This is a genomic window from Streptomyces bullii (genome assembly GCF_042657145.1).
Taxonomy (GTDB): domain Bacteria; phylum Actinomycetota; class Actinomycetes; order Streptomycetales; family Streptomycetaceae; genus Streptomyces; species Streptomyces bullii.
In genome coordinates this window covers 35,908-60,785 of record NZ_JBHSNY010000002.1, presented here as the reverse complement: position 1 = coordinate 60,785, position 24,878 = coordinate 35,908, and the positions used below count along the sequence as shown (strand labels likewise).

19 protein-coding genes are annotated in these 24,878 nt (G+C 73.2%); 3 read left to right on the top strand and 16 right to left on the bottom strand.

Features of this window, described 5'->3' with window-relative positions; genetic code table 11:
* Window positions 1-104: 104 nt before the first annotated feature.
* The gene (locus ACFPZJ_RS04455; protein WP_381017482.1) at window positions 105-1,088 is read left to right on the top strand and encodes an aldo/keto reductase; all 984 of its coding nucleotides are present in this window, start codon (window positions 105-107) and stop codon (window positions 1,086-1,088) included.
* 34 nt (window positions 1,089-1,122) lie between these two features.
* Here the strand turns inward: ACFPZJ_RS04455 and ACFPZJ_RS04450 are convergent, their stop codons facing one another.
* Window positions 1,123-1,458 carry a hypothetical protein gene (locus tag ACFPZJ_RS04450; RefSeq protein WP_381018957.1) on the bottom strand — a complete coding sequence of 112 codons (336 nt, stop codon included), beginning with the start codon at window positions 1,456-1,458 and terminating at the stop codon, window positions 1,123-1,125.
* Between the two features lie 149 nt (window positions 1,459-1,607).
* Here ACFPZJ_RS04450 and ACFPZJ_RS04445 point away from each other — a divergent pair, with 149 nt between their 5' ends.
* Window positions 1,608-2,105 carry a DUF6328 family protein gene (locus tag ACFPZJ_RS04445; RefSeq protein WP_381017479.1) on the top strand — a complete coding sequence of 166 codons (498 nt, stop codon included), beginning with the start codon at window positions 1,608-1,610 and terminating at the stop codon, window positions 2,103-2,105.
* Here ACFPZJ_RS04445 and ACFPZJ_RS04440 read toward each other — a convergent pair.
* From ACFPZJ_RS04440 to ACFPZJ_RS04395, 10 genes are all read right to left on the bottom strand, one after another.
* Window positions 2,026-2,757 (bottom strand): DUF2238 domain-containing protein, encoded by a 732-nt coding sequence (locus tag ACFPZJ_RS04440; RefSeq protein ID WP_381017477.1) that lies wholly within the window; start codon window positions 2,755-2,757, stop codon window positions 2,026-2,028. The two genes, ACFPZJ_RS04445 and ACFPZJ_RS04440, sit on opposite strands and share 80 nt — an antisense overlap.
* 179 nt (window positions 2,758-2,936) lie before the next feature.
* A complete protein-coding gene (locus ACFPZJ_RS04435) occupies window positions 2,937-3,362 on the bottom strand; it encodes an SsgA family sporulation/cell division regulator (RefSeq protein WP_381017475.1) in 426 nt (141 codons plus the stop codon).
* 143 nt (window positions 3,363-3,505) lie between these two features.
* Window positions 3,506-4,477 carry an LLM class F420-dependent oxidoreductase gene (locus ACFPZJ_RS04430; RefSeq protein ID WP_381017472.1) on the bottom strand — a complete coding sequence of 324 codons (972 nt, stop codon included), beginning with the start codon at window positions 4,475-4,477 and terminating at the stop codon, window positions 3,506-3,508.
* 147 nt (window positions 4,478-4,624) lie between these two features.
* Window positions 4,625-6,265, bottom strand: a complete 1,641-nt coding sequence (locus ACFPZJ_RS04425; protein WP_381017470.1) for a serine/threonine-protein kinase — start codon at window positions 6,263-6,265, stop codon at window positions 4,625-4,627.
* Between the two features lie 345 nt (window positions 6,266-6,610).
* Complete coding sequence (locus ACFPZJ_RS04420) at window positions 6,611-7,570, bottom strand: threonine/serine dehydratase (RefSeq protein ID WP_381017468.1); 960 nt, start codon at window positions 7,568-7,570, stop codon at window positions 6,611-6,613.
* Between the two features lie 170 nt (window positions 7,571-7,740).
* A complete protein-coding gene (locus ACFPZJ_RS04415; protein ID WP_381017465.1) occupies window positions 7,741-8,760 on the bottom strand; it encodes a polyprenyl synthetase family protein in 1,020 nt (339 codons plus the stop codon).
* Complete coding sequence (locus ACFPZJ_RS04410) at window positions 8,757-9,812, bottom strand: tetratricopeptide repeat protein (protein WP_381018955.1); 1,056 nt, start codon at window positions 9,810-9,812, stop codon at window positions 8,757-8,759. Before ACFPZJ_RS04410 ends, ACFPZJ_RS04415 begins: the two co-directional genes overlap by 4 nt.
* Before the next feature lie 171 nt (window positions 9,813-9,983).
* A complete protein-coding gene (locus tag ACFPZJ_RS04405) occupies window positions 9,984-10,661 on the bottom strand; it encodes an AIM24 family protein (RefSeq protein WP_381017463.1) in 678 nt (225 codons plus the stop codon).
* Window positions 10,662-10,750: 89 nt separating this feature from the next.
* The gene (locus tag ACFPZJ_RS04400) at window positions 10,751-12,178 is read right to left on the bottom strand and encodes a CAP domain-containing protein (RefSeq protein WP_381017460.1); all 1,428 of its coding nucleotides are present in this window, start codon (window positions 12,176-12,178) and stop codon (window positions 10,751-10,753) included.
* A 117-nt stretch (window positions 12,179-12,295) separates the two neighbouring features.
* The gene (locus tag ACFPZJ_RS04395) at window positions 12,296-13,567 is read right to left on the bottom strand and encodes a serine hydrolase domain-containing protein (RefSeq protein WP_381017457.1); all 1,272 of its coding nucleotides are present in this window, start codon (window positions 13,565-13,567) and stop codon (window positions 12,296-12,298) included.
* Window positions 13,568-13,890: 323 nt separating this feature from the next.
* Between ACFPZJ_RS04395 and ACFPZJ_RS04390 the strand changes: the two genes are divergently transcribed.
* Entirely contained in the window at window positions 13,891-15,678 is a 1,788-nt protein-coding gene (locus ACFPZJ_RS04390) for a M4 family metallopeptidase (protein ID WP_381017455.1), read from the top strand.
* Between the two features lie 53 nt (window positions 15,679-15,731).
* Here ACFPZJ_RS04390 and ACFPZJ_RS04385 read toward each other — a convergent pair whose 3' ends face one another.
* The 5 genes from ACFPZJ_RS04385 to ACFPZJ_RS04365 form a co-directional block, all read right to left on the bottom strand.
* Window positions 15,732-17,963 (bottom strand): RICIN domain-containing protein, encoded by a 2,232-nt coding sequence (locus ACFPZJ_RS04385; RefSeq protein WP_381017452.1) that lies wholly within the window; start codon window positions 17,961-17,963, stop codon window positions 15,732-15,734.
* A gap of 145 nt (window positions 17,964-18,108) precedes the next feature.
* On the bottom strand, window positions 18,109-21,078 hold the full coding sequence (locus ACFPZJ_RS04380; RefSeq protein WP_381017450.1) for a helix-turn-helix transcriptional regulator: 2,970 nt from the start codon (window positions 21,076-21,078) through the stop codon (window positions 18,109-18,111).
* 90 nt (window positions 21,079-21,168) lie between these two features.
* Window positions 21,169-21,516 carry a UBP-type zinc finger domain-containing protein gene (locus ACFPZJ_RS04375; protein ID WP_381017448.1) on the bottom strand — a complete coding sequence of 116 codons (348 nt, stop codon included), beginning with the start codon at window positions 21,514-21,516 and terminating at the stop codon, window positions 21,169-21,171.
* The gene (locus ACFPZJ_RS04370) at window positions 21,513-22,970 is read right to left on the bottom strand and encodes an ATP-binding protein (RefSeq protein WP_381017445.1); all 1,458 of its coding nucleotides are present in this window, start codon (window positions 22,968-22,970) and stop codon (window positions 21,513-21,515) included. The genes ACFPZJ_RS04375 and ACFPZJ_RS04370 overlap by 4 nt, the downstream gene beginning before the upstream one ends.
* Window positions 22,967-24,643, bottom strand: coding sequence for an NAD(P)/FAD-dependent oxidoreductase (locus ACFPZJ_RS04365; protein ID WP_381017443.1), 1,677 nt, complete (start codon window positions 24,641-24,643; stop codon window positions 22,967-22,969). The genes ACFPZJ_RS04370 and ACFPZJ_RS04365 overlap by 4 nt, the downstream gene beginning before the upstream one ends.
* Between the last annotated feature and the right edge of the window lie 235 nt (window positions 24,644-24,878).

The window sequence follows — 24,878 nt, the reverse complement described above, 5'->3', positions numbered from 1 at the left end:
CGGTCCAGGCCCGCGGACGCCTGTCCCAGAAGTGAGCCGGCCGCGGGCGGCCGGCCGGAGCGACCGGTGCCGTGCCCGCCGGTGACGGGTGACAGACTGACGCCATGGACGAGCGCACTTTCGACAGGTCGGGCCAGCACGCATCCGTCGTCGGTCTCGGTACGTGGCAGCTGGGGGCCGACTGGGGAGACGTCGACGACAAGGAGGCCCTGGCGGTACTGGAGGCGGCGGCCGAGGCGGGCGTGACCTTCTTCGACACCGCCGACGTGTACGGCGACGGACGCAGCGAGCAGACCATCGCCGCGTTCCTCAGCGGCAGGCCCGATCTGCACGTGCTCGTCGCGACGAAGATGGGCCGCCGGGTCGACCAGATCCCCGAGAACTACGTACTGGACAACTTCCGCGCCTGGAACGACCGTTCCCGCCGCAACCTCGGTGTCGACCGCGTCGACCTGGTGCAGCTGCACTGCCCGCCGACGCCCGTCTACTCCACGGACGAGGTGTTCGACGCGCTCGACACCCTGGTCGAGGAGGAGCGCATCGCCGCGTACGGCGTCAGCGTCGAGACCTGCCAGGAGGCGCTGACCGCGATCGCCCGGCCGAACGTGGCCAGCGTGCAGATCATCCTCAACCCGTTCCGCATGAAGCCGCTGCGTGAGGTGCTCCCCGCCGCGCGCGAGGCCGGCGTCGGCATCATCGCCCGCGTTCCGCTCGCCTCCGGCCTGCTGTCGGGCAAGTACACCAAGGACACCGTCTTCCCGGAGGACGACCACCGCACCTACAACCGGCACGGCGAGTCCTTCGACGTGGGCGAGACCTTCTCCGGTGTCGACTACGAGACCGGGGTCGAGGCGGCCGTCGAGTTCGCCGGGCTCGCCCCCGAGGGATACACCCCCGCCCAGCTGGCGCTGCGCTGGATCATCCAGCAGCCCGGCGTCACCACCGTGATCCCGGGAGCCCGCTCGCCCGAGCAGGCGCGCGCCAACGCGGCCGCCGCCCGGCTGCCGGAGCTGTCCGACGAGACGCTCGCCGCGATCCGCGACCTGTACGACCGCCGCATCAGGGACCAGGTCGAATCCCGCTGGTAGACCCGGCTGGGATCCCACTGGTGCACACCGTGGGTCACGGCACCAGGCGCAGCTGCCTCTCCTGCTCCTGGTCGCCGGAGGCGGCGCCCTGGTCCTGCGCCGTGAAGGAGTGGGCGAGGGTGTCGCTCGCCCGCTGCACGGCCTCCGGGGTGCCCTGGACGGTGACGGTCACGGGCGCGGACAGCCGAGCCGCCCCCTCCTGGCCGGACCCGGCCGCGGTGGCGTCGAAGGTCGCGGTGTGGACCGTCGCGTTCTCGTCGGCGGGGAACTCGTCCGGCGCCCCGAACACTCCCTCCAGGGCCCGCACGACCGCGCGTGCGTCGTCGACCCCTCCACCGCTGAGCGTCACGGTCAGCTGCGTACCGGACATACGTCCCACGACCTCCTCCAACCTGGGCATGACTGCGGTCCGTGTAACCGGCCGCCGACCGCTCAAACCGGGCCGGCCCGGGAGGACGGCCGCAGACGGGGAACCCACTGGGGAAGAAGAACGCGGGTCGGTCGAACCGGGAGGGCACGGTGTCGGACACAGCCGAAGGCGGGGGCAGGCGCCGAGGGCGCAACGAGACCGAGGAGGAGAGAGCGGACCGGATGTGGCAGGAGCTCATCCAGGAGGTCCGCGTGGCCCAGATGGGCGTGCAGATCCTGTTCGGCTTCCTGCTCACCGTCGTCTTCACGCCGAAGTACGACGATCTGTCCGGCACGGACCAGGCCATCTACCTCGCGACGGTCATCCTGGGCGCCTCCGCGACCGGCGCCCTGATCGCGCCGGTGTCGCTGCACCGCCTGGTCTCCGGGCGGCGCGTGAAACCGCAGGCGGTGCAGTGGGCGTCCCGGCTGACGCTGCTCGGGCTGGTGCTGCTGCTGGCCACCACCACCGCCTCGCTGCTGCTGATCCTCCGGGTGGCCACCGACGACGGCTCCGTGCCGTGGCTGGTCACCGCCGTGGTCGCGTGGTACCTGCTGTGCTGGTTCGGGTTCCCGCTGTGGCTGCGCCACCGTCACACGACGCGCTGACGCCGAGCGCGGCCAGCTGACGGTCGTGGAGCCGGCCGAGCAGCAACAGGGAGGCGCTCGCGCCGATCAGCGCGCAGAACATGTCCCACTGCGTGTCCCACACGTCGCCCTGGGTGGCGAGGAAGGCGTCCGCCGCGTGCCCGCCGGCCACGGCCGCCGCCCACTCGAGCATCTCGAACACCGCGCTGAAGGCCAGGCACGCGCAGGCCGTCAGCGGCGCCAGCCAGCGGCTGCCACGCAACGGCGAGGTGCGCACCAGCAGCTCCCGTACCAGGACGGCCGGGACGAAGCCCTGCATGAGGTGCCCGAACCGGTCGTAGGGATTGCGGTCCAGGCCGAGGGTGTCGCGCACCCAGTCACCGAGCGGCACCTCGGCGTACGTGTAGTGGCCGCCCACCATCAGCACGACCGCGTGGGCGGCCAGCAGGCAGCACAGCAGGTCCGTCAGTGGGAAGCGCCGCCACACCAGGACGACGAGCGGCAGCCCGACGATGACCCACACCGTCTCCAGGAACCATGTCAGACCGTCGTGCGGGCCCCAGGCCGACAGGACGAGCACCGCCGGCACGGCCCAGGCGAGCAGTACGGGCAGGGGACGGCGAGGCGCAGGGCGGGAGGGGGCGGGCTCCCGGGCGGTGGACGCGGCGGACATGCGGGCTCCTCTCGGTGGAGCCCATCGTGGCGGCGGGGCGGCGCCGTCCGCATGAGTACGGCTACTCAGCTCGCCCGTGCTCCGGCCCCGACGCCACCGCCGCGACGCAACGCCCCAAGGTCTCAGCCGCGACGTCTCGGTCCGCGACGCCTCGGCCCCGACGCCCCGGGCCGAACGTTTCAGCCCCCGGCGATGACGTCCGACAGGAACTCGTCGACCCGGACCTCCTCGCGCCCCGGCGCGACCACCTCGTAGGTCTCGCGCAGGAAGGCCGCGAGTGTGGCGGTCCACGCGAACACCACGGCGTGGTGACGGCCGCCGTCGGGGTGGGCGTCACCCAGGAACTCCATGCGCAGTTCCTCCCACGAGCCGCGCGACTCAGGGCGCATCCGCACGTCCCCGATCCCGACCGGACGGGTCAGGCCGTCCGCGAGCATCTCCCGGTCCAGCTGCCACCGGGCGAGCACCCGGCCGTCATGGCTGAAGACGACGGTGACGGCGAACGGGTCCGCCGCGTCGTAGCTCAGGTGGGCGAGCACCGGAAAGCGGTCCGTGACGCCCGCCTGAAGCTGCACGACCATGGTCTTGTGCACAAAGGAGTTCACGAGAGGGCCTCCGCAGGGAACCGACGTATCGCCCTCTAGTACCCCCGTTCCGCACATGATGCTCAGCCCTCCGGGTGATTCCCCCGCGCAACGAGTCGACGCACGCGCAGCCCGGGATCGGTCCCGTGCGACGAGGCCGGAGCTCAGCCGAAGGCGTCCCGCAGGGCCGGGAGCAGCGTCTTCTCGGACCAGTCCAGGTACGCCGGCTGCGACTCCCCGCCGATGTGGACGAGGGCGATCTCGGTGAACCCGGCCTCGGCGTACGGACGAACGGCCTCGACGAAGGCCTCCGGGTCGTCGCCGCACGGGATCGACTCCGCGACGTCGTCAGGCGTGACGAACTGGGTGGCCGACTCGAAGGCGTCCGGGTGGGGCAGCTCGGAGTTGACCTTCCAGCCGTTGCCGAACCAGCGGAACTGGGAGTGGGCGCGCTTGACCGCCGTGTCCCGGTCGGGGTCGTAGCACACCGGCAGCTGGCCCACCCGCGGCTTGCCCTCGCCGCCGTGCCGGTCGAACGCCTCCAGCAACCCGGCCTTGGGCTCCGTGGCGATCACCAGGTCGGCGAGCCGGCCCGCGAGCTCGCAGGACTGCTCGCCGGAGACGGCGATGCCGATGGGCGGAGGCTCGTCCGGCAGGTCCCACAGCCGGGCCGACTCCACGTCGAAGTGCGTGCCGCGGTGGTTGACATGACCGCCCTCGAACAGGGCGCGGATGATCTCCACCGCCTCCTCGAGCATCTCGTGCCGCACGTCCACGGACGGCCAGCCGCCGCCCACCACGTGCTCGTTGAGGTTCTCGCCCGAGCCCAGCCCCAGCCGGAAGCGGCCCTCGGACAGCAGCTGCAGGGTCGCCGCCTTCTGCGCCACCACCGCCGGGTGGTAGCGGAACGTCGGACACGTCACGTACGTCATCAACGGGATGCGCGACGTGGCCTGGGCGGCCGCGCCCAGCACACTCCACGCGTACGGCGAGTGACCCTGCGAGCGCAGCCACGGGAAGTAGTGGTCCGAGGTCACCGAGAAGTCGAAGCCCGCCTCCTCGGCCCGCACCACGTGGTCGACGAGCTCACGAGGACCGGCCTGCTCGGTCATCATCGTGTATCCGATTCGCACCATGGTCGCCGGGTCCCCGGCCGGCCGGTGACGGAAACGGCTCGATCGCCCGTCCCGTCACCTGCTTGCTGACGGACCGGACGTTCACGGCGCGCCGACGCGCACGGCCGCAGCACGAAGGCTCGCCGCACGACCAGCGCGGGCCGCGCCTCAGTCTGCGCCTGGGCGGAAGGTGCGCAGAAAGGTGCTCAGCGCCTCCTGGTTCGCCTTGTCCTCCCACTCGGCGGCGGGTGTCGTCCAGCGCAGCGAGAACCCCCGCCCGCCGCCGAGCAGGAAACCGCGCCCGAAGGTGCGTAGGCGATCACCGTCGACCTCGGCGTACCACTCCATGTCGGCGGCCTCACGCCCCTGGTGGGTCGTCGCCCGGATCTCGCCGATCCGCCGGTAGCCCCCGGTCCGCTCCAGGGTCGGTTCGACGTCGTCGCGCCAGACGGCCACGGGGTCCGGGCCGACGCGCTCGCTGTAGGTGACCGCGAGCGTGCGGTGGTCGCCCTCGGCGCCGAAGACGACGCGGTACGCCAGGTCGGCCTGGCGCGAGTTGTCCAGCCGCTTCCAGCCCTCGGGCAGCGCGACGGAGAAGCCCTCTGGTGCCCGGTAGCGGTCGAACCCCGGCGGCAGGGCGTCGGCCGGCGCCGACGCGGAGGGCTGGGCCGGGGACGACGCCGTGGGCGGGGCGGAGGGCGACCGCGTCGGCGTGGCCTCCCGGGACGGCGCGGTCGTACCACCGCCCGGACCCCCGCCTGTGCCGTCGTCCGTGGCGGAGGCCGGCGGACGGGACGGCGCGTCGGCGGCGGAGGTGCCGGTGCCGGGCAGTCCGTGCGTCACGGCGAGCACGGCCACCGCCACGGTGACGACGGCCAGGGCGGTTCCGGCGACCATCGTCCGCCTGCTCCACTCCCGGCCCGCGACGCGGGCGGCGGCGTAGGTGCCGCGCAGGCGGGGAACGGGCACCGCGCCCAGGGCGGCCTCGGGTTCCTCGCTCACCGCGCGGGTCAGGGCCTCACGGACCACCGGGCGCGTCAGCCGCTCCCGCGAGTCCTTGCGCAGCAGCCCCTGCACCACCTTGGTCAACGGCCCGGCGCGCACCGGCGTGCGCAGCGGCAGCCGGTCCACCCCCTTCAGCGTGGTCTCGGGCCGGCCCCGGTCACGGAAGGGCGGGCGCCCCTCGACCATCGTGTAGAGGATCGCGCCCAGCGCCCACAGGTCGGCGGCTGGCCCGACGCGCTCGTCGCGGGCCTGCTCCGGAGAGGCGTACGACGGTGCCGTGAGCCGGGGCGCGAGGGTCGCGCCGGCGAGCCCGTAGCCCGTGACGACGACGGAACCCCCCTCGCGCACGAACACCTGGCCCGGGCTGAGCTCGCCGTGCGTGATGCCCTCGGCGTGCGCGGCCTCCAGCACGTCGAGCAGCTCCAGACCGATGCGCGCGGCCCGCACGTAGGTGAACGTGCCCTGCTCGGTGAGGAGTTCGCCGAGCGGTGTGCCGTCGACCCACTCGGTGACGGTCCACAGCACACCCGCCTCCTCGACGGCGTCGATCACCGGCGCGATCCGCCCGGGGCACAGCAGCGCCATCGTCTCAAACGTGCGGATGACGCGCGCCCGGGCCCGGCGCTCGGTCTCGTGCGGGTCCTGCGGCAGCCCGATCTGTGTGACGAGGCACGGGCGGGACGTCTCGCCGATCCCGATGTCCTCCCCGTACCAGCAGATGCGGTTGGTCTCGCGATGGATGATGTCGAGCAACCGGTACCGTCCGGCGACCAACTGGTGTGTGGAGACGTGCGGCCTGCCCATGGTCATCCCTCGCTGAACCCGTGGCTCTCACCTTTCCCAGGGGTACGGGAAGCGGGGCGGGGTGCGTTCAACGACCTTGGAACTCCGCACCTTCTTGTCTTTTGTTCAAGAAAAAGCGGGCGTGTGTGCGAGGGAAAAGAGCCATGACGGACGGGACCGGGCCCCACCTCGGGCGGCGCGGTCGTACGGGGCCGCAGGGAATTCTGATTCCCGGGCAGCTACGGAAACCAATGCCCCTTGGCCGACCTGGCGGTAACCACGGGTAAAGAGAAGATGGCCACCACGCGGAAATCGCCCTTCCCGGCGGGAATTCGGCCCCGGAATCCCGAGCGCTGTCCGGCCCTCTCAGCGCAGCCCGAACCGAGCCGCCCAGGCGATCATTTCGCCGGTGGTCGCGTTGCCCCCGCACACCACCAGCCCGAGCCGCGCGCCGTCACCGACCCGCTGAAGGACCTGACGGGCGGCGGGCAGCAGGCACCCGGCGGCCGGCTCCGTCCACACCTTGGCGTGGTCGGCGAGGTCGAGCGAACCTCGCACGGCCTCCCGGTCCGGCACCACGAGCACCTCGGTGACCAGCGCCGAGACATGGTCGTACGTCAGTCGCGACACGGACGGGGCGCTGAGCGTCGACACGATCGACGACAGCTCGACCGGCACCGGTCCGCCCGCCGCCAGCGCCTCGGACATGGCCTGGGCGCCCTCGGTCTCCACGCCCCAGAGCCGTACGTCGGGGCGGCGGGCCCGCAGCGCCGCCGCGACACCGGCGATCAGCCCGCCGCCCCCGATGCTGACGAGCACGTCGGTCAGCTCCCCGGCGTCCTCGGCGAACTCCAGCCCCACGGTGCCCTGCCCCGCGATCACCACCGGGTCGTCGAAGGGATGCACCAGGGTCAGCCCCTCCTGCTGAAGCCGCGTCACCAGGGAGAAGGCGCCCGGCATGTCGTCCGTCAGCCGGACCGACGCACCGGCGGCCTCCGCGATCTCGACGGCACGGGCGGGTGCCGAGCGCGGCATGACCACCGTGGCCTTCACGTGGAGGGCGGCGGCCATGACCGCGAGGGCGATCCCGTGGTTGCCGCCGCTGACCGCCACGACCCCGGCCGCCCGCTCGGCCTCGCTCAGCGACAGCAGCTTCGCCGTCGCCCCGCGCGCCTTGAACGAGCCGGTGCGCTGCAACAGTTCCAGCTTCGCGGTGACCGGGACGCCGAGCAGGGCCGACAGTCCCGTGCTCGGCACGGTGGGGGTGCGCACGACGTGCCCGGCGATCCGCCCGGCCGCGTCCTGGATCTCACGGATGCCGATCACGGCAGTCCCCTCTCCGGCGCGTCGGTCGTGGTGCGCGCCGTACCGAACCCTTGCGCGCCGGTCAGGGACGGGTCAACCGTGATCCGGTCCGGGGCGGGTCGACCGTGATCCCGGCCGGGGACGGGTCACCCCCTGATCCGGTGCGGGACCGGTCGACCGTGATGCCCGACTCAGAGATCCCGGCGTACCAGGAAGCCGAGCAGCGCCCGCAGTTCGCCGGCCGCGCCCGCGTCGAGGGGTACGCCCGACAGTGCCGCCTCCACGGCGCTGAGGTGACGCCGTGCCTCGGCCAGTGCGGCCGACCGGCCGCCCGCCTCCTCGATCAGCGCGGCGGCCGCCTCGACATCGGTCTCCAGGAGGGCGGCGACCTGCCCGGCCTTGGGGGAGTCGAGCGCGACCAGCACGGGGAACGTCTTCTTCCGCTCCCGCAGATCGCCGTGCACGGGCTTGCCGGTGACCGTGGGATCGCCCCAGATCCCCAGCACGTCGTCGACGATCTGGAAGGCGATCCCGAGGTGCCGGCCGGCCCGGTCCAGCGCGGCGGCCGTCTCGGGGGCCACGCCGCCGAGCACGGCGCCCAGCGCCGCCGCGCAGCCCAGCAGGGCGCCCGTCTTGTGCTCGGCCATGGCCCGGTACTCCGCGGGACGCACCCGCTGCGGACCCGTCCAGGGGCGTGCGGCGAACAGCAGGTCGTCGGCCTGCCCGCGCACCAGGTCGCCCAGCGCCACGGACAGCGTCCGCACGGCCGCCGCGCCGCCCGGCTGAGCGGCGAGCGTCTCTACGGCCAGCGCGAACAGCGCGTCCCCCGCGAGGACCGCCGGGCCGGTGCCGTACGCCTTCCACACGGTGGGGCGGCGGCGCCGGGCCGCGTCGCCGTCCATGATGTCGTCGTGCAGCAGGGAGAAGGCGTGCACCAGCTCCACCGCGACGGCCGCGGCCACCCCGGCGCGCCGGGGCGCACCGGCCGCCTCGGCGCCGAGTACGGCCAGCGCCTGCCGTACGCCCTTGCCGCCCGAGGCGTCGGCGGGCGCGCCGCCCACCTCGCACCAGCCGAAGGAGTACGCGGCCATCTCCCCGACCCAGGGATGCAGCCGCCCGACGGCCTCGGCCAGCGCGGGCCGCACCAACGTGCGGCACCGGTCCAGGACTTCGGGCGCGTGGACCGGTGCGGCGGAGGGAAGCGCCGTCACCGTACGGCCTCCGTCTCCGCCGCGCCGGCCGGTGTGCCGAACTCCTCCTGGGCGCGCGCCACCATCTCCCGCGCGTGCCTGAGTCCGATCCGGTCCAACGTCCGGGCAAGGTCGGCCAGCTCCGTGGCCGTCTCCTCCCGGTCGCGGCCCAGCTTCGCCAGTGACTTGGCCAGCCCGAGCCGCGCCAGCGCCTCCCCGCGCGGCTCCCGCATGGCGCGGAACTCCGCCAGCGCCTGCTCGTACAGGTCACGGGCCTCGGCGTAACGCCCTGCGCGGTAGAGAACGTTGCCGCGCATCTTGTGGTTGTAGGCCAGCGCGCTGGACAGCTTCATCGCGCGGCATGTCGCCTCCGCCTCCGACAGCATGGCCAGCGCCCGCTCGGTGTCGCCGTCCCGTACCGAGATCACGTCGGCGAGTCCGCGCAGCGCCCAGGCGTGCCCGCGCCGGTCGTCGGCCCGCGCGGCGATCCCGGCCGCCTCCTCGAAGAGGGCGTAGGCGGTGTCGTAGGCGCCCGTGTTGCGGTGCATCTGCGCGATGCCCTCCAGCGCCCACACCGTGTGCCGCGCCTCGCCGCGCCGCCGGGCCTCGGCCAGCAACCGTTCGTGCAGCCGTCCGACGGCCTCGTAGTCGCCCTGGATCCGGCCGGTCTCGGCCAGCCCGGCGAGCGAGTAGCCGCGCACGACGATGTCCCCGCCGCGCTCCCCGAGGTCGGCCGCGAGCTGCAGCAGCCGCCGGGCCAGGGCGAAGGCGCCGCGCTGCCGGGCGAGGGTGCCGCCGCTCCACAGCGCCCAGGCCATCGCCGCGACGTCCCCGGCCTCGCGGGCCGCGCGGTAACTCGCCTTCCACGCCCGGTCCGCTTCCTCGACGCGTCCCAGGCGGCGGTGCGCCTCGGCCACCGCGAGTCCCGAGCGCGCCGCCTCGGCGGGCCGGCCGGCGCGCTCGGCCGCCCTCAGCTGCTCGGTTCCGGCGGCCAGCACCTCGGTCAGGGAGGAGTTGACGGACAGGGTGGTGAGGGCGCCCTGGTACTCGGGGGCGAATGCCTTGCCGTACATCGATGCCTTTCGGTCCACGTCGATACTCTGTATACACCGTGTGTATACAGAGTGCGTATAGAGCGTCGGGGATCAACCCTGGCCCAGGGGCCAGGGCGTCGTCTGTCGTCGGTCAAGACGTCGGCGGAGCGGACCGGGTTGCCTGTGAGGCGTAGATCACCTGACGGCGTATCAGTGCTGCTGCACCTTCTGCGGGGTCGCCTCGCTCGGCCGTACGACGACGTAGCCCTGGCCCTGCAGCATCAGCTGCACCGCCTCGCCGGAGCCGCCGCGCAGCATCGAACCGAGGGACTGCGAGCGGTGCAGCGAGGTCGCCAGGCCCGCGGTCCAGCCGACCACCGCGTCGGTGTCGACATACACCGGGTACTGCGGTGAGACCGGGATGACCAGGGGATTGCCCTCGCACACCAGGCCGAGCCGGCCGTGGCCGGTGAAGACGCTGTTGAACAGGCCGCCGCCGGTGATGCCGGCGCCCTTCACGGTCGCGATGCGGTACGACAGCGAGGCGTCGAAGCACAGCACGTTGCGGCCGTTGACGGTGAACTCGTCGCCCGGGTCGACCTCGACGACGAAGACGTTCTGCGCCTCGTGCGCGAACCAGGCCTCGCCCTGCCCGCGCACCGCCATCAGCGGCAGTCCCTCCCCGGTGACCGCGCGTTTGAGCATGCCGCCGACACCCTGGCCTTTGCGCTCGAACTGGAGGTTGCCGCGGTAGGCGACCATCGCGCCCTGCCGGGCCAGCATCTCGCCGTTCACCGCGTACCGGATGCACTTGGCGTTCTCGATCGTCATGCCCGGCGCTGTGGCGGGCTGCACCATGTGCTCACTGGAAAAGAGGTCACCCTTCATACGGGCATCCTCACCCGGACGGATCGCTTCCGCCTAGCTCGCGGACGGGTGACACCCCGGCGCTGCGCGGGGGCGCCGTCGGTGCGCGGTCAGCCGCCGAACAGCTGCGTCCAGTACGTGCCCGCCCGGCCGCCGCCGGCGAAACCGATCCCGATGTGGGTGAAGTCCGGCTTGAGGATGTTGACACGGTGACCCGGGCTGTTCATCCAGCCCTCCACCACATCGGCGGGGGAGCGCTGGCCGCAGGCGATGTTCTCGCCGATCGAACGCCGGGTGAAGCCGGCGGCGGCGGCCCGGTCCCAGGGGCGGTGGCCGTCGGGGGAGGTGTGGGAGTAGAAGTCGCGCGCCACCATGTCCGCGCTGTGCGCCTGCGCGGCCGTGGTGAGACGCGGGTCAGGGGCCAGCGGGCGCAGTCCGGCCCTCGCGCGTTCCCGGTTGGTCAGCTCGACGACACGGACGGCCGCGCCGGCCAGGCCCTCCGGCGTGAGAGGCCTGGCCCACAGCGCCACCCAGTACATGTCGCCGGAGGGGCCGCCGCGGGCGCACGCCAGACCGGCGTGGGTGAAGGCCGGTTCGCGCAGGGTGCGGCTCGGGGCCTCGGTGCGCAGGCAGTGGGCGACGAACTCGGCGGGCGTGCGCGGGCCGGAGACCAGGTGCTCGCCGACCGTGAGATACGGGAACCCGGCGGCGATCACCCGCTGGTACACGGAGACCCCGTCCCGGCTCTCGACGCCGAGGCGCCCGGCGGCGGCCAGCGCGGCGGCATGCTCCCGGGCGGCGGCAACCAGGCGGACGTCGAGAGCGATCGGCGGTGAACCGACCGTTTGCCGGGCCGCGTTGACCGGACCGAGGAAGTCGTCGGGGACGGTCGGCGGTGGCGGGGCGGTGGGCAGTGCCGGGCTGGCCGGCGGGGGCGGTCCGGTGGGTCGTACCGCACTGGTTGGCGGTATCGGGGCGGTCGCCGGTGCCGCGCTGGTCGGGGGTGCCTGCACTGGCCGTCGCCCCGGGGTGGTCGGCGGTGCCTGAGCCGCGGGCTCGGCGTCCAGGATCTCCACGCCGAAGTCCCGTGCGAGGGCCGCCAGCCCCTCGGCGTACCCCTGTCCCAGGGCGCGCAGCTTCCAGCGGTCGCCGCGCCGGTAGATCTCCGCGAGCAGCAGGACTGCTTCCTGGCGGGGGCGAGGCGGGGCGAACCGGGCGACGACGCGGCCGCCGGCGTCGGCCACCTGGAGCACGGGGGAGGGCAGGCGGCCGAGGGGGGTGCCGGGCTCGGCGGGGCTGACGGCCACCGTGACCCGGGTGGCGCCGGCGCGCAACCGCGGTGGGTCGACGGTCAGCGTGTCGCCCCGCAGCCGGGCACCCGGGGCGTCCGGCTGGTTGTAGAACACGAAGTCGCCGTCGTCCCGGACCTTGCCGCCGTCGTCCGTGACGAGCGCGGACACGTCGAAGGGGCCGGGCACCCGGACGGTCACGACGCCGCCCGGAAGGGGCAGATTGCCTCCGGGGACCAACTCGCTCATCGCGCCGCCCTGCTGTAGTCGTGACCGTCGACGCAGCCGTCGTCGTCATGCCGGACCGATGGGTGATGTCCGGGCAACGCGCACCGCGACGTGAGGGTTCCCCGCCCGGCGGCCCGGTCAGTCCCGGGCGCTCCCCGGAGCAGCGTCCGCGTACCGCTCGGCGTCCTCCGACGTGGGCACGTGCGCACCCGGCGTGGCGTCGCGCCACGTCGTCGTCCGCTTGCCGCAGAACGCGGAGTCCAGGGTGCGCAGCATGGTGGTCATCACCCTGGCGTTGTTGGAGGTGTTGGCGAGCGCGGTGAGGCTGCGCCGCCCGTCCTTCGACGCGAACGCGTAGGTGTAGTAGCCCTGCACGGCGCCGGTGTGCCCGTACACCGACACCCCGCAGGACAGGTCGCGCCGTCGCAGCCCGAGCCCGTACGCCTGGCCGGTGCCCGCGGGCACCCACCGGCGCATCTGCTCCAGACCCTCGGCGGAGGTCAGCCGGCCGCCGAGCAGTGCCGTCAGGAAGGTGTTCAGGTCGCGTGCGCTGGAGATGACCGCCCCCGCGCTCTGCGCCCAGGACACCGTCTGCTCGGTGGCGTCGACCAGGGCGGCGCCGGCCGCGTCCGGGGTGAGGTAGCCGCGGGTGTGGCGGCCGGGGATCGTGGTGCGGGGATGCACGTAGAAGGTGTCGGTCAGCTGCAGCGGCGCGATGATCCGGTTCCGGTACTCGGTCGCCAGCGAATTCCCGGTCAGTTTCCTGATGAGCATCCCGGCGACGACGAAGTTGGTGTTCGAGTACGAGTAGACGCCGCCGGGCGGGGTGGTCCTGGGGTGCTTCAGGGAGCGGCCCACCAGGTGGCGCAGGGTGAAGACCTTGCTGCGGACCGCCTCGAAGCCGGGAACCGTACGGGAGAACATGGCGTTCGTGTAGTCGTACAGGCCGCTGCGGTGGCTCAGCACGTGACGTACGGTGATGCGGTCGTCCGGCAGGAGGCCGGGCAGATGGCGGTTCACCGAGGCGTCCAGGTTCAGCTTGCCCTCGTCGGCCAGTTGCAGCAGCACCACGGCGGAGAAGGTCTTGGTGACGCTGCCGATGCGGAAGCGGTCGGTGGTGCGCAGGGCCCGCCCGGTCCTCCGGTCGGCGACACCGGTGACCGTCTTCAGGACCGTGCCGTGATCGTCGATCCGGGCCAGCGCCCCCGGCGCGCCCTGCGACCGGGCCGTACGCAACACGCTCCGAAGGCCCGTCAGATCGGGCGCCGGCGCCGCACCGGCCCACCCCGCACCGGATCTCTTGGGGACAGGTACGTGGGGCACGGCCTGCGCGGGGACCGCCAGGAGCGACAGTGTGACCGCCGCTGCCACTGCCGCCGTGCTCCCGCGCACCGTTGCTGCTGAGACCATCCGGCTCTTCTCCCGTTTCTGCTCGTGCTCTGATGCGAGATCGATCACACACGCGCGAGGCAACCTGCTCGCATCCCGTCACATCTCCACAGCCGACGCGCCGTTGGCCGGTCTCCGGTCTCCGGTCTCCGGTCCGCGAGCGGTGCGGATGCGCGCAGTATCGCCGTCAGATGCGCATAAAGCGAGCATGTCGGCTTTACATGGACATGTCGTATCTACCAGGGTCTTCCTTCGGGGCCCGACCAGCCCCTGTGGCGCCCAACAGCGCTACGCAAGACGGCGGTTGGGGATCCGGCCGCCTGCGAACGAAGGACCTCCCAGCAGTGCGCAGAGCACACATACGCAGCTTGGCCGTCGCCGTCGCCGTGACGACGGCCGCCACGGGCCTGGCGGGAACGGCCGTGGCGGATCCGGCCATGAGGGCGGACCGCGGTAGGGCCCCCTCCTCCGCCGACTCCGTCGTGGACGCGGCCCGCGCCGCCGCCTTCGCCCACGCCTCGGCCACCGGGGTCAGCCCAGAGGACGACCTGCGGGCCCAGGACGTGATGATCGACCCGGAGGGCGCACGCCACGTCCGGTTCGTACGGGCCCAGCGGGGCATGCCCGTGCTCGGCGGCGACCTCGTCGTCCACCTCACGAAGCGGCTGGCGTACGCGGGCGTCACCCGCGCCGCCGACCACACCGTCCGGCCCACCACGGTCCGGGCCCGCCTGACGGCCCGCCAGGCCGAACAGCGTGCCTCCGCCGTCGCCGGGGGGACCGCCGGCGACGCCCAACCGGTCGTCGACGCCCGCGGTGGGGCTTCCGCCGTGGCCTACCGGGTGCGGGTGAGCGGCAGCGCCACGGCCGAGGCCGGCGGTTCGCGGACGGTCGTCGTCGACGCCCGCACCGGAAAGGTGCGCAGCAACACGCCCGACAGCGACGGCTTCCTGTCACCCGGGCTCCTCGACACCCTGCGCGAGCGCGGCGAGCGGCTCGACCCCGCCACCGGCACCGCCCCGCGGCCCACCGGGCTCACCGCCACCCCGGCCGCGGGCGCCCGTTACCCGGCGCCCGCGACCGGCACCGGCAGCTCCCTGTTCGCCGGCAAGGTCCCGCTCACCACCACCCGGACGGCCCGCACCAGCTACGTCCTGAAGGACCCGAACCGCTGGGGCACCGAGACACGGGACGCCAAGAACCTGGAGCCGGGCAACTTCGCCCGGGGCAGGAAGTTCACGTCCACCACCAACAAGTGGGGCAACGGCGCCGTCTCCAGCCGCGTCAGCGCCGCCGTCGACGCCCAGTACGGCATCACCAAGACCCTGGACTTCTACAGGAAGACCTTCGGCCGCAAGGGCGTCGAGAACAACGGCAAGGGCGCCCGCGCGATGGTCCACTTCGGCAAGAAGGTCGCCAACGCCTTCTGGGACCCCGCCTGCGCCTGCATGCTCTACGGTGACGGCGACGGGCGGATGTTCACCAAGCCCCTCGTCGTCCTGGACGTCACCGGCCACGAGCTGACCCACGGCGTCGTCGACGCGACCGCCCGTCTCGAGCCGACGTACGTCGACGAGGACGGCAACCAGTACGGCGAGCCGGGCGCACTGAACGAGTCCCTCGCGGACATCTTCGGCTCGGCCGTCGAGTTCTCGGCCGACAACCCGAAGAACCCGCCCAACTACCTGGTGGGCGAGAAGCTGGGCCTGGCCCAGAAGTTCCTGCGCCGCCTGGACCGTCCCTCCCTCGATCGGCTCGAAGGCGCCGTCGACTACTGGTCACCGGCGGTACGCCACGCCGAGGTGCACGCCGGCTCCGGCGTCTCCTCGCACGCGTACTACCTGCTCGCCGAAGGCAGCGGCCGAAAGAGGATCGGCGCTGTCACCTACGACTCGCCGACCCACGACGGCCGGCCGGTCAAGGGCATCGGACGCGCCAAGGCCACGGCGGTCTACTACCGGGCACTGACCCGTTACATGGTCTCCAGCACCGACTTCCACGACGCGCGCGTGGCGACGCTGAAGGCGGCCAAGGACCTGTACGGGTCCGGCAGCACGGAGTACAAGGCGGTGAACCGGTCCTGGGCCGCCGTGGGCGTCACCGCCGCCAACACGCCGGCCACGCGGTCCTGACCGCGGCCACCCAGCGCGTGAGCCGGGCGGCGAGCCCGCCCGGCTCACCGCCCTCAGGGATGACTGACCAGGTTGGCCACGTTCGTCGCGGAGTTGGACGGGCCGCCCCGGTCGTTGACGACGTGCCGGATGGTGCCCGTACCGCCCAGGGACACGGTCACCATGCTGCGGAAGCGGACGTTCGGGTGGTTCGGGGCCTCGATGGCGCGCTCGGCCGTCACGCTCGGGTTGACGTTGAAGTAGCAGTAGCTGCCGAGCCCGTAGGCCTGGTGGCTGGTGACGGAGTTTGCGACCTTGTAGGCGGCGTACCCCTGTGTGGAGCCGTTCATCCAGGCCGCCTGGTTCGGCGGGTCGTACGGCATCTCGTTCTGGTAGAAGTACGTGCGGCCGCCGTTGCCGTTCCAGACGGTCTGGTGCTTCTGGTAGTGCTCGACGAACAGCCCGTACATCGTGACGTCGTCGCCGTTGACGACCAGCCCGGTGTCCGCCGTGTTGACGGTCCAGCCGACGCCGTCGCCGTGGTCGGCGCGCCAGATCCACAGGTGGTCGCCGATGACGTCGTCGCTGTTGATCGTCAGGCTCGTGGTGGCCTTGCCGACGGCGGGGCCGCCGACGCGCAGGAACACGTCGTGCAGTGAGCTGGGGTCGGCGCCGTGGTCGGCGGACGAGCCGCTCGGGCCCATCTCCAGCAGCTGGGCCGAGTTGGTGGTGCCGGCGTCGAAGAGCAGTCCGGCCAGCTTGACGCCGTCCACGTCGGTGACCGTCATCGCGGTGATGCCGTTGTCGGGGATCAGTGTCGCCAGGCCGAGGCCGAGGACGACCGTGCCGGGGCGGGTCACCCTGAGCGTCTGGTTCAGGTGGTACACCCCGGGGGTGACCAGCAGGTGCTTGCCGGCGGCGAGCGCCTCGTTCATCTGCGCGGCCGTGGCGCCCGGCTTGACGACGAAGAAGTCCGACAGCGGCAGCGAGGAACCCGCCGGTGTGCCCGAAGCCCAGGCCACGCCCGAGGAGTTGGTGCGCAGGGCGGGCACGAACACTTTCCAGGCGCCGGCGGAGTCGACGTACAGGAACGGCTTCTCACGGGTCACCGGGCTCTGCGCCACGGTCGTGTACGGCGGACTGGGGAAGCTGGTCGCGGGTACGCCCTGACTGCCGACGAAGACCATGTTCCAGTTCGAGCCCGTCCAGCTGCCGAGCTGCGAGTTGCGGGTCAGCCACTGCTGCTGGGAGCCCGAGCGGACCTGGCCGTCGACCTTGGAGTCGGCCAGATAGCCGCCGCTGGACCAGCCGCCGTCGTCCAGCTGGAGATTGCCGCGCAGATGCATGCGCCGGTACGGAGCGGCCTGCGACACCGCCCAGCGGTCGGTGCCGGACGTGGGCGTCACCGACAGGTTCTCCGCCGCCCGCCAGAAGTTCTGCGTGGCGTTGCCCTGGAACCAGTCCGCCTCCGCGTGCACCGAGCCCCGGATCGTCACGTCGTCGGGGGAGAGACCGAGACCGGCGACCTGGGTGTAGAAGCCGACGTTGGCGTCCGCCGTGTAGGTGCCGGGCTTGAACAGGAAGGCCTTGCGGGCGCTGCCGAACTGGTTGGTCTCCTGCTGCGCGAAGGCCGCGTCGAGGCTGCTCTGGATGGTGGCGGCCGGCGTCGAGGGGTCGAACACGGTGACGTTGGGGCCCAGGTCCGGTGTGCCCGGCGGTCGCGGCGCGTCGACCGGAGCGACGTGGAACGACTGAGCCGCGGAGCCGTTGCAGGTGTACTGCTGGAGCTGCACGCCGTCCGCCGTCGAGGCGGCCGGCACGTCGAGGCACTTGCCGCTGTGGCGGTTGACGAAGCGGAAGGCGCCGTCGGGTTCGGCGACGGCCTGCCACCGCTGGTTGGCGCCGCCGCCGTACGTCCACAACTGCACCAGCGCCCCGTCGGCGGCGGAGACGCCGGTGACGTCCCAGACCTTGGCCGCGTCGCCCCGGTTGCCTACCCGTACGTCCCCGGATCCCGCGTCCTGGAACTGCCACTGCTGGGCCTGGGTGCCGTTGCAGGCGTACTGCTGGACGGCGGTGCCGTCGGCGGTCCCGGCGGCGCGGGCGTCGACGCACTTGCCGCTGGCCTTGTTGACGACGGTGGCCCAACCGGTGGGCAGTGCAGCCGCTTCGGCGCCCTGCGCGGCGTGGGGCAGGGCGACGGTGGCGCCGGAGCAGGTGACCGCGAGGAGGAAGGCGGCGAGCAGCGGTCGTGGCCGGCCTCGGCCGGAGGAGGACGTTCGAAGTCTGCGAGCTGTCTCGGGCACGGAACTCTCCCAGGGGTGTGGGGGGTTGGGGTGGTGCTGTGCGCGACGGTGGTGACCGGTGAACCTAAAGGTCCGTACCAGATACGTCAAGGCGTAAGACAAGGTCTGAAAGAAGTGGGCGCACGCGGCCCGGCCCGCCGACCGGTCAGCCCGAGGTGGTCGGTGCCGGAGTGATCAGGGCCTCCCGGTAGGCGATCGCCACGGCCTCCGTGCGGCTGGACGCGCCCAGTTTGGCCAGGATGTTGGAGACGTGCACGCTCGCCGTCTTGCCGCTGATGAACAGCTCCTCGCCGATCTGCCGGTTGCTGCGGCCGAGCGCGAGCAGCCGCAGCACGTCCTGCTCACGCGCGGTGAGCACCGCCCGGTGTCCCGCACCGGGCGGCGTGTCCCACAGACGGCCGCGGCGGACCAGGGCGTCCACCCGCTCCCGCAGCGGGGTGGCGCCGAGCCGGTCGGCGCTCTCCCGGACCGCACGGGCCTCCACGGCGGCCTCCGCGCGGCGCTCGGCGGTGAGCAGCGCCTCGGCGTACCGCAGACGGCAGCGCGCCCGTTCGTAGACGTCGCCGAAGCCGAACGCCTCCACCGCCTTCGCCCAGGCCGCCACGTCCGGCCCGGACACGGCCCGCGCCCACTCCGCCTCGCTACGGGCCAGCCACGCCTGCCCCTCCGGCCCCTGCGGCCTGCCGTCCTCGCCCTGGCCGGCCGTGGCGCGGGCCAGGTCCACGAGTTCGTCGGCGGTGTCCGCCCAGCGCCGGGCCCCGGCCTCGTCGCCGGACGAGCGCAGTCGGGCCGCCGCGTCGGCGACCGCCGACAGCGCCAGCGCGGCGAGCCGGACCGTGACGTCGGGGCGGGTGCCCGCGGCGTCGGTGAGGGCCGTGACCGTGGACCGCAGCCGGCCGACGGCCTCGTCCGGATCGCCCCGCAGCGCGGCCGCGTCGGTCAGCACGATGCCCGCCACCAGCGTCGCCAACCAGTCGAACGGCCCCTCCAGCAGGGCACGGGCCCGGTCGGCGGCCCCGAAGTCGCCCCGCGCGAGGGCCACGTACAGCGCGGGCCCGACCGTGTACCCGGCGGTCACGGGCAGCACCTCGGCGTCGGCCGCCGCCGCCCGGCCGCACTCGTCCCACCGGCCCAGCGTGTACAGCACCAGCAGCCGCAGGTACCGCATCTCCTGCGGATACGGCGAGGACAGCAGCCCCGCGCGGCGTGCCCGCTCCAGTCCCTCCGTCAGCCAGGGCAGGCATTCCTCCAGGTCACCGGACTCGTAGTGGCCCATCGCAAGGTGGAACAGCGCGCGCAGCTCGACCGGCGCGTTGCCCGAGGCACGCGCCAACTCCCGGGCCCGCAGCAGCCGCTCACGTCCCCCGGGCGTGCCACGGCCGCCGTCCTCCACAGTGGCCAGGGAGACCAGGAGGTCGGCTTGGGCGTCGGTCAGGCCCAGGCGCTCGGCGGCGCCCAGGGCCCGGCGCGCGACGGGCACGGCGGTGCCGGTCGCGCCGACCTGGCGCGCCGCGATGACGTGCGTGGCCGCCGCCCACACCCATGTCGCGGACGCCGGCTCGTCGGGGATCATGGCCAGCGCCTCGCTGCTGTGGGTGTAGGCCGCCGTGAGGCTGTCGACGTTCAGCAGGTTCCCGGCGAGGGTGTAACGGACCCGGGCGGCCAGGTCGGAATCGGCGTCCTGGCCGAGGTCGGCCAGCGCGGACCGGGTGAGGGCCACCGCGCGGTGCAGTTCGCCGGCGTGGGCCGCCGCGGCCGAGGCGCGCAGCGTGAGCGTGACGGGGCCGACGCCGCCGCCCGAGGGACGCGCGGCGGGATCCACCGCCGGCCACAGGTCCAGGGCCGCTTCCAGGTGCCGCAGCTCCTCGGCGGGCGCACCGACCCGCTGGGCGTGGTCGGCGGCTTCCAGTGAGGCGGCCAGTGCCTCGGCCAGGTCGTGGCTCTCCCGGTAGTGGTGGGCACGCTCCGCCGCGCTCTCGCCGCGGTGTCCGCGGCGGGCGAGCAGCCGGGCGAACGCGCCGTGCAGCCGGGCCCGTTCCCCCGGGAGCAGATCGGCGTAGACCGCCTCGCGGGCCAGGGCGTGGCGGAAGGAGTAGGTGTCGTCGTCGCCCGCGACGAGCAGCTGCCGCCCGACGGCCTCGCGCAGCGCCGCCTCCAGCTCCTCCTCGGGCAGCCCGACCGCCTCCCTCAGCAGGTCGTGTTCGACCCGGCGCCCGGCGACGGCGGCCGTGCGCACCACGTGCTGCGCGGTCTCGGGGAGCTGCTCGAACCGGATGAGGAGCACGTCGGCCAGACCGCTGGGCACGCCGCCCGCCTCCGCGTCGGTCGCGGCGAGCAGTTCCTGCGCGTAGAAGGCGTTGCCCTCGGCGCGTTCGACGATCCGGCGGACCGTGGGGTCAGGCAGCGGGCGGGGCCCCAGGGCGCGCACCAGCCTGGCCACGTCGCCGTCCGGCAGCGGCCGCAGCTCCAGCCGTTCGACGGCGGGCAGCCGCACCAGTTCGGCCAGGAGCGGGCGCAGCGGGTGACGGCGGTGCAGGTCGTCCGAACGGTAGGAGGCGAGCACCGTGATCCGGTGGGCGGGGGCGCCGGCCGCGGACCGCTGGAAGGTGCCGCGTCCGAGCAGGAACCGCAGCAGGTCGCGGGAGGACTGGTCGGCCCAGTGCAGGTCCTCCAGCACGAGGAGCAGCGGCGCCACGTCCGCCACCCGGGCCAGCAGCCCCGCCATCCCTTCGAACAGCCGCAGTCGCCCGTCCACATCCCGCGCGGCGTCGGTCCCCGCGCCCAGCAGCCGGTCGACCACGGGATGCGCGGCCAGGACGCCCGCGAACCGCTCGTCGCCCGCGAGCCGCCCCAGCACCTCCGTGAACGGCAGGTACGGCAGTCCGACGTCCCCGAGGTCGACGCAGTGCCCGGTGACCACCGTCGTCCCCGCCCCGGCGGCCCGCCCGGTCACCTCGTCCAGCAGCCGCGTCTTGCCGACCCCGGCGTCCCCCGCGATCAGCACGGCCCGGGCCTCACCCCCACGGGCGCGCTCCAGCACCTCGGTGAGCCGGGCGAGTTCGTCGTCCCGCCCGACGAGCGGCGTGGGGAAGGAGGTCGGCGACACACCGTCCATCCTGTCATGTCACGCATGACGGCAGGGGTGCGGGGAACCGCGCGACCGCCCCGAACGACCCGCGGCCGCCGCCGCACGAAAGATCCCGTCCTAGGCGCGCAACGTCCTCGCCCAGTCCACCGGCACCCGCCCCGCCGGCCCCGGAGCCGGCTGGTCCGCGGGGTGACTCACGGGCGGCGCCAGATCGGGCCCGGACTCGTACAGCGCGTTCGACGCGTAGTCCCAGAACCAGTCCTCACCGGGCTCGAAGCTCTGGACCAGGGGGTGCCCGGTGTCCCGGTAGTGAGCCGTCGCGTGCTTCGCGGGCGAACTGTCGCAGCACCCGACGTGCCCGCACTGGGCGCACCGCCGCAGATGGAACCACCATCCGCCGTCGGCCTCGCATTCGACGCACCCCGTGCCGCTCGGCGGGGCACTGGGGTCGATTCCGCTGGTCATACCGGCTCCTCCGACGTGTCGGGTTCTGGGGCGGTGAGCGGAAGGAGCACCTGGAACCGCGTGTCCCCGGGTTCGGACTCCACCTGGATCCCGCCGTGATGTTTGTCGACCACGATCCGCCAGGAGATGTCGAGTCCCAGCCCGGTGCCCTCACCCACCGGCTTGGTCGTGAAGAAGGGATCGAAGACGCGCCCGCGGATCTCCGGCGCGATCCCGGTCCCCGTGTCGCGGAACTCCACCAGCAGCCGGTCGTGCTCCCGCCCCGTCCGCACGGTCAGCGTCCCTTCCCCGCCCGCGCTGTTGATCGCCGAGACCGCGTTGTCGATCAGGTTCGTCCACACCTGGTTGAGCTCCGCCGGGTACGCCGGGACGCCCGGCAGCGTACGGTCGTAGTCCTTCACGACCTTGATCCGCTCCCCGATCTTGCCCGAGAGCATCACCAGCGTGCTGTCGAGCAGTTCGTGGACGTCCACGACCCGGTAGGGCGCGCGGTCCAGCTGCGAGTACTGCTTGGCGGCGTCGACCAGGTGCGAGATGCGGCTGGTGGAGTCCTCGATCTCGTCCATCAACAGCTCGGTCTCGACCGTGTAGCTGAGCCACCCGACCGCGCCCGGCAGGAGCTCCTCGTCCACCGCCGCCGCGACCTGGTCCAGCCAGTCGACGTCCAGGCCCGCCTGGACGAAGGTGGGCGCGATCCGCCAGCCCTCCGGGATGCCGTGGTCGTCGAGCCAGTCGGTGAGTTCGTCCTCGCGGTCCGCGGCCTCCAGCGGGCTGAGCGCGGTCGCCTTGGCGACGCGTTCGGCGGTGCGCTCCTGGATGTCGATGAGGTTGGCCAGCGTCTCGCGGGAATAGGTCCCGGCGGAGATCACCCGCAGCTTGTGCCGCATCTTCGCGACCCGCTCGCGCAGCGTCGCCGTGGCCCGTACGGCCGCCGCGGCCGGGTTGTTCAGCTCGTGGGTCAGTCCGGCCGACAACGAGCCCAGCGCCAGCAGCCGTTCGCGCTGCCCGATCATCCGCTGGGTGTTCTTCGAGCCGAAGAACAGCCCCTCCAGGAGGTGGACCGCCATCGGGAACCACTCCTGCATGACGCTCGCGAAGGTGTCGGCCGGCAGCACGAAGAACCGCGTCGGCTCGGTCACCCGCATCGAGTTGGTGTAGACCTGCCGCACCCGGTCCCCGAGGTAGGCCTGCATCGCGCCCGCGTACACCCCGCGCTGCGAGGTCCGGGTCACCTCCACGTCGTCCCCGCCGACCCGGCGGGACAGCACCACCGTGCCCTCGATCATCACGTAGAAGCAGGTCGCGGGGTCACCCTCGGCGTACACCGGCCCGGGCTCGAACCTCTCCACCCGTCCCTCGGCGCACAGCCGGCCCAGCTGCTCGGGCGTCAGCTTCTCGAACAGGAACAGGGAGCCGATCTCCTGCGGGCTGCACGGCACCGGCCGCCCGCTCACGACTGCTCCAGATACCGGTGGACGAGCATGACGGCCATGGCTCCCTCTCCGACGGCGGACGCGACCCGCTTGGCGGACTCGGCGCGGGCGTCGCCCGCCACGAACACGCCGGGGACGTTGGTCTCCAGGTGGTACGGCGGCCGGTCCAGCTCCCAGCCCGCCGGCGGCCGCCCGTCGGGCGTCAGATCGGGCCCGGCGAGGATGAACCCGCGCTCGTCCCGCAGCACCGTGCCGTCCAGCCAGCCGGTCAGCGGGGCCGCCCCGATGAACACGAACAGCCACTGGGCGTCGACGTGTTCGGTCGCTCCGCTCGCCACGTCGCGCAGGGTCAGCCGTTCCAGGTGGCCGTCGCCGTGCGCGGCCTCGACGGCCGTCCCCGTGCGCACGAGGATGTTCGGCGCCTCCTCGATCTGCTGGATCAGGTAGTGCGACATCGACGCCGCCAGGGACTCCCCGCGCACCAGCAGCGTCACCGACTTGGCGCCCCGGGACAGGTACATCGCCGCCTGACCGGCGGAGTTGGCGCCGCCCACGATGTACACGTCCTGCCCGTGGCAGGAGGGCGCCTCCGTCAGCGCCGACCCGTAGAACACGCCGCAGCCGGTCAGCTCCTCACAGCCGGGCGCCTGGAGCTGCCGGTAGGACACGCCGGTCGCCAGGATCACGCTGTGTGCGGCGACCGCCGAGCCGTCGGAGAACCGTACGATCCGGGCGGCGCCGCTCACCTCAAGTCCGGTCACCTCGCGCGCGGTGAGGATCTCGGCGCCGAACTTGGCCGCCTGGCGCCGCGCCCGGTCGGTGAGCTGCGCGCCCGACACGCCGTCCGGGAAGCCGAGGTAGTTCTCGATGCGGGAGCTCTGCCCGGCCTGCCCGCCGGTCGCCGACCGCTCCACCAGCACCGTCCGCAGCCCCTCCGAGGCCCCGTACACGGCCGCGCCGAGCCCGGCCGGGCCGCCGCCGACGACGACGAGGTCGTAGAAGTCGGCCGTCGGCGTCGTCGCGAGTCCGACCCGGGCGGCGAGGTCGACGGCCTCCGGTTCGACCAGGGGCGTGCCGTCCGGGGTGACGACCACCGGCAGCCGCATTCCGTCCTCGCCGGCGGCGGCCAGCAGCCGCCGCCCCTCCGGCTCGTCGGACGAGTACCAGCGGTAGGGCACCTGGTTGCGGGCGAGGAACTCCCGGATGTCCGAGGAGCGCGCCGACCAGCGGTGCCCGACGACCTTGGTGGCGGGCACGGGCCGGTGGTCGCTGCTCCGCCAGGCCCGCAGCAGGTCGTCCAGCACCGGGTAGAGCTTCTCCTCGGGCGGGTCCCACGGCTTGAGCAGGTAGTGGTCGAGGTCGACGACGTTGATCGCGTCGATCGCCGCGTCGGTGTCCGCGTACGCGGTCAGCAGCACCCGTCGCGCGCCCGGGTACACGTCCAGCGCGTGCTCCAGGAACTCGATGCCGTTCATCCGCGGCATCCGGTAGTCGGCCAGGATCACGGCCACGAGATCGCCGCGCAGCTTCAGCTCCCGCAGCGCCTGCAGGGCGGACTCGCCCGACTCGGCCCGCACGATCCGGTACGACGCCCCGTAGCGCCGTCGCAGATCCCGGGCCACGGCGCGGGAGACTCCCGGGTCGTCGTCCACGGTCATGATGACGGTGCGCGCTGCGTCGGCGGCCTGTGCCATACGTCCCCCACGTCGAGCCGGTCGGATTCACGGCACGGCGAGCCCTGGTGCCACCGCGGCCCCGCGCCGACCTTCGCCCATCGTATGGTCGGGCGTTCCGCTTCGCCCGCGATACGCGGGGGCGCTCGGCCCCCCGTCCGCGCCGCGACCCCAAGGACGCGGCGCTCGCCGCCCCCGCGGCCGGCGAGGAGCACGGCTCGCCACTCCGCTCCCGCCGAGCGGTCGTGGGGGAGGG

Coding starts and splice junctions, on each gene's coding strand:
- ACFPZJ_RS04395 (WP_381017457.1), bottom strand. CDS start 13,567: ATGGTCTCAGCAGCAACGGTGCGCGGGAGCACGGCGGCAGTGGCAGCG.
- ACFPZJ_RS04365 (WP_381017443.1), bottom strand. CDS start 24,643: ATGGCACAGGCCGCCGACGCAGCGCGCACCGTCATCATGACCGTGGAC.
- ACFPZJ_RS04410 (WP_381018955.1), bottom strand. CDS start 9,812: ATGTACGGCAAGGCATTCGCCCCCGAGTACCAGGGCGCCCTCACCACC.
- ACFPZJ_RS04450 (WP_381018957.1), bottom strand. CDS start 1,458: ATGTCCGGTACGCAGCTGACCGTGACGCTCAGCGGTGGAGGGGTCGAC.
- ACFPZJ_RS04375 (WP_381017448.1), bottom strand. CDS start 21,516: ATGACCAGCGGAATCGACCCCAGTGCCCCGCCGAGCGGCACGGGGTGC.
- ACFPZJ_RS04400 (WP_381017460.1), bottom strand. CDS start 12,178: ATGAGCGAGTTGGTCCCCGGAGGCAATCTGCCCCTTCCGGGCGGCGTC.
- ACFPZJ_RS04380 (WP_381017450.1), bottom strand. CDS start 21,078: ATGGACGGTGTGTCGCCGACCTCCTTCCCCACGCCGCTCGTCGGGCGG.
- ACFPZJ_RS04405 (WP_381017463.1), bottom strand. CDS start 10,661: ATGAAGGGTGACCTCTTTTCCAGTGAGCACATGGTGCAGCCCGCCACA.
- ACFPZJ_RS04430 (WP_381017472.1), bottom strand. CDS start 4,477: ATGGTGCGAATCGGATACACGATGATGACCGAGCAGGCCGGTCCTCGT.
- ACFPZJ_RS04425 (WP_381017470.1), bottom strand. CDS start 6,265: ATGGGCAGGCCGCACGTCTCCACACACCAGTTGGTCGCCGGACGGTAC.
- ACFPZJ_RS04455 (WP_381017482.1), top strand. CDS start 105: ATGGACGAGCGCACTTTCGACAGGTCGGGCCAGCACGCATCCGTCGTC.
- ACFPZJ_RS04440 (WP_381017477.1), bottom strand. CDS start 2,757: ATGTCCGCCGCGTCCACCGCCCGGGAGCCCGCCCCCTCCCGCCCTGCG.